This is a genomic window from Neoroseomonas soli (assembly GCF_018129065.1).
Taxonomy (GTDB): domain Bacteria; phylum Pseudomonadota; class Alphaproteobacteria; order Acetobacterales; family Acetobacteraceae; genus Neoroseomonas; species Neoroseomonas soli.
This window is the reverse complement of the sequence record NZ_JAAEDM010000133.1, coordinates 1-8,127: the sequence shown is the minus strand read 5'-3', so window position 1 is coordinate 8,127 and position 8,127 is coordinate 1. Positions and strand designations below refer to the sequence as shown.

At 71.5% G+C, this 8,127-nt stretch carries 6 protein-coding genes and 1 pseudogene; 5 read left to right on the top strand and 2 right to left on the bottom strand.

The genetic code is table 11. The features are described 5' to 3' along the window. The first annotated feature begins 265 nt into the window (after positions 1 to 265). From ileS to GXW76_RS24200, 3 genes are all read left to right on the top strand, one after another. Positions 266 to 3,073, top strand: coding sequence for an isoleucine--tRNA ligase (gene ileS, locus GXW76_RS24210; RefSeq protein ID WP_211864713.1), 2,808 nt, complete (start codon positions 266 to 268; stop codon positions 3,071 to 3,073). A gap of 121 nt (positions 3,074 to 3,194) precedes the next feature. Further along, positions 3,195 to 3,692, top strand: coding sequence for a signal peptidase II (gene lspA / locus GXW76_RS24205; protein ID WP_211864712.1), 498 nt, complete (start codon positions 3,195 to 3,197; stop codon positions 3,690 to 3,692). After that, a complete protein-coding gene (locus GXW76_RS24200) occupies positions 3,689 to 4,261 on the top strand; it encodes a DUF3035 domain-containing protein (protein WP_211864711.1) in 573 nt (190 codons plus the stop codon). The genes lspA and GXW76_RS24200 overlap by 4 nt, the downstream gene beginning before the upstream one ends. Before the next feature lie 193 nt (positions 4,262 to 4,454). Here GXW76_RS24200 and GXW76_RS24195 read toward each other — a convergent pair whose 3' ends face one another. After that, the gene (locus GXW76_RS24195) at positions 4,455 to 5,216 is read right to left on the bottom strand and encodes a class I SAM-dependent methyltransferase (protein WP_211864710.1); all 762 of its coding nucleotides are present in this window, start codon (positions 5,214 to 5,216) and stop codon (positions 4,455 to 4,457) included. Between the two features lie 2 nt (positions 5,217 to 5,218). Continuing rightward, positions 5,219 to 6,175: a glycosyltransferase gene (locus GXW76_RS24190; protein ID WP_211864709.1), complete on the bottom strand. Its 957-nt coding sequence runs from the start codon at positions 6,173 to 6,175 to the stop codon at positions 5,219 to 5,221. 168 nt (positions 6,176 to 6,343) lie between these two features. Here GXW76_RS24190 and GXW76_RS24185 point away from each other — a divergent pair, with 168 nt between their 5' ends. Next, positions 6,344 to 7,717: a M16 family metallopeptidase gene (locus GXW76_RS24185; protein WP_246514675.1), complete on the top strand. Its 1,374-nt coding sequence runs from the start codon at positions 6,344 to 6,346 to the stop codon at positions 7,715 to 7,717. 4 nt (positions 7,718 to 7,721) lie between these two features. Then, a pseudogene (locus tag GXW76_RS24180) lies at positions 7,722 to 8,127 on the top strand (insulinase family protein); the annotation flags it as partial.

The following is an 8,127-nucleotide window of genomic DNA, read 5'->3' as shown; positions in this document are numbered from 1 at the left end:
GGGGCCGCTGCGGGCGCGACCTGCCTCGAGGCGCTGGGCGGGCGGGGGCTGGCCGTCGCGTCCCTGCGCCCGCGCCGCTGATCCGCGCCGGGTGCGCTTGACGCCCCGGCGCCGCCCTCCCCATAAGCCTGCCATGGCCTGGGATGCGTCCGCGCGAATTATCGTCCCGGTCCTCGACTGAGGGCCGGGCACCTCCGCGCGACCTCCCCATGACCCGCCGCCAGGTCCGGAAGCGTCCGAGACCGGCGGCCCGAGACAGGCACCGATGACCGACAGCCCCGCCGAGGCCCGCGACTACCGCGGCACCGTCTTCCTGCCCAAGACCCCCTTCCCGATGAGGGGCGACCTGCCCAAGCGCGAGCCCGCCATGCTCGAGCGCTGGGCCCGCCTGAAGCTGTGGGAGCGGCTGCGCGAGCAGTCCAAGGGTCGCGACACCTTCGTGCTGCATGACGGCCCGCCCTATGCGAACGGCAATCTCCATATCGGCCACGCGCTGAACAAGATCCTGAAGGACGTGATCAACCGCGCGGCGCAGATGGCCGGGCACGACGCGAACTACGTGCCGGGCTGGGACTGCCACGGCCTGCCGATCGAATGGAAGGTCGAGGAGGAATACCGCGCCAAGGGCCGCGACAAGGACGCCGTGCCGGTGCTCGACTTCCGCGCCGAGTGCCGCGCCTACGCGGCGCACTGGCTCGGCGTGCAGAGCGAGGAGTTCCAGCGCCTCGGCGTCGCGGGCGACTGGGCGGACCGCTACGCCACGATGGATTTCGAATCCGAGGCGAAGATCGCCGGCGAGATCGGCAAATTCCTGCTGAACGGCTCGCTTTACCGCGGCCTGCGCCCGGTGATGTGGAGCCCGGTCGAGAAGACCGCGCTCGCCGAGGCCGAGATCGAGTACCACGATCATGTCTCCCCCACGCTGCACGGCAAGTTCCGCGTGCTGAAGGCGAAGGCCGAGGACCTGGTCGGCGCCGATGTCGTGATCTGGACCACCACGCCCTGGACGATTCCGGGCAACCGTGCCGTCGCCTACGGCGAGGAGATCGACTACGCGCTCGTGCATGTCGAGGGCGTGACGGAGACGTCGCTGCTCAAGGTCGGCGACCGGCTGCTCGTCGCCCTGCCGCTGCTGCCGTCCTTCGGGAAGGAGGCAGGCGTCGGCGCCCATACGGTGAAGCGCGTCCTGAAAGGCGCGGAACTGGCCGGCGCGATCACCGCGCACCCGCTGCGCGGCGCCGGCTACGACTTCGACGTGCCGCTGCTGCCCGGTGACTTCGTGACGACGGAAGCCGGCACCGGCTTCGTGCACATCGCGCCGGGCCATGGTGAGGACGACTTCAACCTCGGCCGCGCGCACCACCTGCCGATCCCGGAAACCGTCAACGATGACGGCACCTTCACCCAGCATGCGCCGGGCTTCGAGGGGCTGCACGTCTTCAAGGCGCATACCGCCATCTACGACGCGATGCGCGCGGCGGGCACGCTGGCGGCTACGGGGAAGCTCACGCATTCCTACCCGCATTCCTGGCGATCCAAGAAGCCGGTGATCTTCCGCGCCACGCCGCAGTGGTTCATCGCCATGGACGACGCCAACGCGATCCGCACCAAGGCGCTCGCCGCGATCGACGCGACCTATTTCGTGCCGGATGCGGGGCGCAACCGCATCGGGTCCATGGTCGCGGCGCGGCCGGACTGGTGCATCAGCCGCCAGCGCGCCTGGGGCGTGCCGATCCCGGTCTTCGTGTCGAAGCAGTCCGGCGAGCCGCTGCGCGACCCGGCGATCCTCGAGCGCGTCGTCGAGGCCTTCCGCACCGAGGGCGCCGACGCTTGGTACAAGCCGGGCGCGGCCGCGCGCTTCCTCGGCCCCGACCGCGACGCCGCGCAGTACGAACAGGTGATGGACATCGTGGACGTGTGGTTCGAGTCCGGCTCGACCCACGCCTTCGTCCTGCCGCCGCGCGGGCTGCCCTTCCCGGCGGACCTGTATCTCGAAGGCTCGGACCAGCATCGCGGCTGGTTCCATTCCTCGCTGCTCGAAAGCGTGGGCACCAACGGCGTCGCGCCGTTCAAGGCGGTGCTGACGCATGGCTTCGTGCTCGATGAGCAGGGGCGGAAGATGTCGAAGTCGCTGGGCAACGTCACCGCGCCCCAGGACGTGATGAAGCAGTACGGCGCAGACATCCTGCGCCTGTGGGTGATGAATTCCGACACCGAGCTCGACCTTCGCATCGGGCCGGAGATCCTGAAGCAGCAGGCGGAACTCTATCGCCGCATCCGCAACACGCTGCGCTGGCTGCTCGGCAGCCTCGAGGGCTTCTCCGACGCGGAGATCGTCCCTTACGCCGAGATGCCGGAACTGGAACGCTGGGTGCTGCACCGGCTGACGGAACTCGACGCGCGCATCCGCGCCGCGGCCGATCCCGAGTCCAGCGAACGCTTCGCCTGGACCGGCGTCTATCCCGAGATCCACAATTTCTGCGCGACGGACCTCTCGGCCTTCTACTTCGACATCCGCAAGGACGCGCTCTACTGCGACCGGCCGGACAGCCTGCGTCGCCGCGCCGCGCGCACGGTGCTCGACATCCTGCACCGTTGCCTTTGCACCTGGCTCGCCCCGGTGCTGGCCTTCACGGCCGAGGAAGCCTGGCTGGCCCGCTTCCCGGACGAGGAAGGCAGCGTGCACCTGCTCGACTTCCATTTCGTCCCCGCGGGCTGGAAGGACGAGGCGCTGGCGGCGAAGTGGGCGCGGGTGCGCGAACTGCGCGGCGTGGTGACGGCGGAGCTCGAGAAGGCGCGCGGCGCCGGTACGATCGGTTCCAGCCTGCAGGCGGCGCCGGTGCTAGCGGTGCCGGCCGCCGATGCCGCGTTGCTGCCCGAGGAGGCCTGGGCCGAGATCTGCATCACCTCCGGCTTCGCCCTGGCGCAGGCCGAGGTGCCCGAGGCCGGCTTCCAGCCGGCGCCGGGGATCAAGTGCGCCCGCTGCTGGCGCGTGCTGCCCGAGGTCGGCCGTTCCGCGAAGCACCCGACCCTCTGCCTCCGCTGCGAGGACGCCGTGGAATCCCTCTCGTGATGGCGGGGTCGGGGGTGGCCGGGATCCCATCCCAGATGCATGCATTTGCGATGGGTGCCCGGTGCGGGGGCGCCGCCCCCGCGTCGCGCCGGCCCGTGGCCCGGCCCGAAGTCGTCCGCGCATGAGCCTGCGTCTCGGCCTGCCGGTCGCCGCGGGCATTCTGCTCGCCGACCAGGCCAGCAAATGGTGGATCCTCGAGGTCGCCCGCCTGCCCGAGGTCGGCCAGATCCCGCTGCTGGAGGCCGGCCCTTTCGGCCTCGACCTCACCATGGTGTGGAATCGGGGCGTGACCTTCGGCCTGCTGGCGGCCGACGGGGAGTGGGGGCACCTGGTGCTGGCCCTGCTCGCCGCGGCCATTGCGGCCTTCCTGCTGCGCTGGATGGCGCGGGCCGAGAACCGGCTGACGGCGTTGGCGCTCGGCGGCGTGGTCGGCGGCGCGGTGGGCAACGTGATCGACCGGGTCCGTTTCGGAGCCGTGGTGGATTTCGTCGACGCCCATGGGTGGGGCTGGCACTGGTACGTATTCAACGTGGCGGATGCGGCAATCGTCTGCGGCGTGCTCGCTCTTGTCGCGGATGCCTTGTTCCAGCCCAAGCCCGGCCCTAAGGAGGGGTCATGAGGACACGCCTTTCCCCCCCGCTGGCTGTCGTCGCGGCTGCCGCGCTGCTGTCCGCCTGCGGCCAGAACACCTCCCGCCAGCTTGGCCTGGTGCGCGACGCCCCGGACGAGTTCCAGGTCACGACCCGCGCGCCGCTGTCCATGCCGCCGGACATGACGACGCTGCCGACGCCGCGGCCGGGTTCCCCCCGCCCGCAGGAACGCAGCGCGCGGACCCAGGCCGAGGCGCTGCTGGTGCCCGGCCTGTCGCTCGACGATCCTCGCCGTGCCCCCGGCACGCGCGTGACGGTGGGCGAGGCCGCGCTGATCCAGCGCGCCGGCCCCGATGCGCCGGACGACATCCGCCGCCGGGTGGACGAGGAGAGCCTGCGCCTCGACCAGCCGAACCGGACGCTGACCGACCGGCTGATCTTCTGGCGCGAGCCGCCGCCGCCCGGCACTGCCGTGGATTCGGCGCGGGAAGCGCAGCGCCTGCGGGAGAACGCGGCGCTCGGCCGCCCGGAGGATGCCGGCGAGACACCGGTGGAACAGCCACGGCGGCGCAATTTCTGGAGCTGGCTGGGGCTCTGAGCTTCGGGGCGGCCATCACCAGAGCGCCCGGCAGCAACCGGCCGGCGCCGGCACGCATCGAGCAATGCCTGCCCCGCCGGCCACCTTCCGGATGAGGGGTTGTCCTCGCGATCAGCCGCCCCGTCATCCGGCCTTGTCCGTCATCGCGTGGCTGCATTCGGATGGATGGCGGGCCAAGCGAAACGGACCGCGCTCACGCGCCAGGCACGGCGCGGGTGGTGCGACCGGACCTCGTGCCGGTCTCCTCTAACTTCTGCCACACGCCGAGGATCGACTTGCCGCAGCGGAAGCGAAGCAGGCCGTCCAGCCTGCGGGACAGGGGCACCATCCTCCCATCCCAGAGCGCGATCTGCGCCGGGGTCGGCGCTGCCGATCTCAGGACCAGCCGGTTGCCGAGGGATGCCAGCATTCCGACGCTGTCCAGATAGCGCAGGGCAAGCATGCTGAAGCCATCGGGCGTGAGTCGTCCGAGCGACCGCCGGTCGTAACGACGAAAGTGGCCGAGGGCCTTGTCGAACGGCGTGAACAGCCACTGATGTGCCGGCGCGAGGACCACGATGTGCCCGCCCGGCCGGATGTGCTGCGCGACGCGCGCAACTTCCTCCAGATCACCGTCGATATGCTCCAGCACGTCGATGTAGAGCGCGGTGTCGAAGGTCTCCTCCGCCGGAAGCTCCGCGACCGTCGCGCTGCGCACCTCGATGGTGGGGGCGTTCATCTCGGCCACGGTCCGGCGCAGGCGGTCGCTGAGGGCGTCATCCGGTTCGAGCGCCAGCCAGTGCGCGACCGCCGGAGTCCACAGGCTGCGGGTAGCCGAGCCGATGCCTGCACCGACCTCAAGGACCGTCCGCCCAAGGAGCGGCCGGACCATTCCCGTCCAATAGGCGCGCCAGTTGTGCGCCTCGGAGAAGACATCGAGCTCGGTGCCGACGTAGTGGAACGGATCCTGCGCCATCGCTAGGCCACGACGTCGATCGAGCGGATGTAGTACGCGGCATGCAGCGCGGGCATGATCGGCGCCGCCATGCGGTTGGAAAGCATCACGAAGGCCAGCGCCGTGGTCATGGTGAACAATTGCAGCAGCATCACGAGCGAAATGCCAACGACCGTCGTCGCCCAGCCGGGGATGGCGAGGTCGGTGAAGATCCTGATCGCACTGACCGTCCCGATGACGCCGACACACGCCGCGACCATCACCAGCGACAGGCCCAGGAAGCGCACGAAGACCTCCGAGACGAAGACCGAGATGCCGCTCAGCCCATGCGTCACCAGGGACACCAGGTTCATCGTGCTCCGGCCCGCGTAGCGCGTGCCCCGAGCGGTCGGCAGGCGCCGCAGCGGCGTCCTCGACCGGATCACCGTGGCCGCCAGGTGGTTCCAGATCTCCGGCCGTGCCACCAGGCGCGTCAGCAGCGGCGCCGGAATAAGGCAGAAATTGCCGAAGTCGATCGTCACCCCGGTGCTGGCGCGAAAGACCGCCTTATAGACGTGGTAGAGCGCCTTGAAGGTGCGGTCCTCGGACCGTTCCGCGCGCATGGCGACGACGATCGCCTCCGGGTGCGCCTCGTGCTCGCGCAGCAGGGCCGCGATGTCCTCCGGCCGGTCCTCCCCGTCGGCGTCCATCACGACCACGATGTCGAGGCCATCGCGCCGCGCGAGTTCAGCGAGGCCGACCGCGATGGCGCGCTGGTGGCCGAGATTGCAGGCCAGCCTGATGATCTCGAGGCCCGTCAGGCCCGCCGCCAGCCGCGCAAGCTTGTCCGTGGCCGCGGCCTCGGTGGAGCCGTCGTCCACGACCAGGACCGAGACCTCGCCGATCGTCGGCGCCACCCCGCCGAGCGCCGCGAGCAGGTGCTCGAGTGAGGCCCAGTCGTTGAGCACCGGGGTCACCACGGCGATCCGTCGGTTCGGCATGATCCAGGCTCGCACTCGTTCCGTTTGATCTTCCCCGATCCGCCGATTCGGGCGAAGCCGGATTGCGACCCGGGCCGGCACGCGGCCTTCCCTGGCCGCCGCCATACCCTTCGGTAACCTCCGCTTCCCCCGGCCGGGCAGCGGCCCCATCTTGGACGCATGCCCGTCATGACACGTCGAACCGCCCTCAGCGCCGCCGCGGCGCTCGCCGCCGCCGGCCCCGCAACCGAGGCCAGCGCCCAGGCGCCCGCCGCCACGCCCGCCCCGGCGGAACGCCCGCTCTTCGGCGCCTCCCAGTGGCGGCTGGCGAACGGGCTCAACGTCGTCTTCATCGAGAACCGGCGCGCGCCAGTGGTCGCCCAGTACCTCTATTATTCCGCGGGCGCGGCCGAGGATCCTGCCGGCCGCTCCGGCGCCGCCCATTTCCTCGAGCACATGATGTTCAAGGGCAGCCCCAACGTGCCGTCGGGCGAACTGTCCCGCCGCGTGGCACGCGAAGGGGGCAACGACAACGCCTTCACCTCCCGCGACGTCACCGCCTATTTCCAGCAGGTCGAGGCCTCCCGCCTGCCGATGATCATGGCGATGGAGGCCGACCGCCTCGCCGCCGCGCTGATCCCCGCCGACCAGGTCGAGAGCGAGCGTAGCGTGGTGCTCGAGGAACGCCGCCAGCGCACCGATTCCTCTGCCCGCGCCCGCTTCCAGGAAGCCTTCCGCGCCGCGCTGTGGGGCCCCCAAGCCTGGCCCGGCCGCCCGATCATCGGCTGGGAGGATGAGATCCGCGCCATCACGCGCGACGACCTCGCCGGTTTCCACGCCCGCTTCTATGCGCCGGGCAACGCCACGCTGGTCGTCTCCGGCGCGGTGGAGGAAGCGCGGCTGCGCGACCTCGCCGAAGAACACTACGGCCGCGTCCCCGCCCGCCCCGCCGCGACCCGTGCCCGCCTCGCCGCCCCCGCCGCGCCGCACGAACCCCGCCTGACCCGCCGCGAACCCACGGCGCGGGAGGCCCTGCTGCTGCGCGCCTGGATGGCGCCCTCCCTGACCGCCGGGGAAACCCGCCACGGCCTGCCGCTCGAAGTGCTCGCCCACCTGGTGGGCAGCGGGCAGGGCAGCCGGCTGCATGCGGCACTGGTGGAAACCGGCCTCGCCGTCTCCGCCGGCGCTTCCTACGACAGCGAGTCGGCCGGGGAGACGGAATTCATGCTTTGGGCCGTGCCCCGCCGCGGCGTGGAGCCCGACCGGCTGGAGGCCGCGGCCGCCGCCGTCATTGCCCGCCTGCTGCAGGACGGCCCGACCGAGGCGGAGGTGACGCGCTCCACCCGGCAACTCTCGGCCGGCGCGTTGCTGGCGCTCGACAGTTTCGGCGCCGCGCCGCGCATGCTGGGTGGCGCCCTCGCCATCGGCCTGCCGGCCGAGGTGGTGGAATTCTGGCCATCCCGCCTGCGCGCGGTGACGCAGCCCCAGGTGGCCGAGGCCGCCCGCGCCGTCTTCGGCCGCGGCGCCGACACCACCGGCTGGCTCCTGCCGGAGGCGGCGTGATCCCATGAGCAACGGCTTCACCCTGCCGATCCGCGTCGTCGAGGCGGGCGGCTTCTCCGCCTGGCTGGTCGAGGATCATTCGGTCCCGGTCGTCTCCCTTTCGTGGTCCTGGGCCGGCGGTGCCGCGCGCGACGCGGCCGGGCAAGAAGGCACCGCCGCCATGGCCGCGGCCATGCTGACCGAGGGCGCGGGCGACCTGCGCGCGCTGCCCTTCGCCGATGCGCTGCGCGACGCGGCGATCGGGCTGAACTTCTCCGCTGGGCGAGACGCCTTCGAAGGCGGCTTCCGCTGCCTGGCCGATGCGCTGCCCGAGGCGGTGCGCCTCGCGCGGCTGGCCATGACCGAGCCGCGCTTCGACGCCGACGCGGTGGAGCGCGTGCGCGCGCGGGCCATCGCCGGCGCGCGGCAGG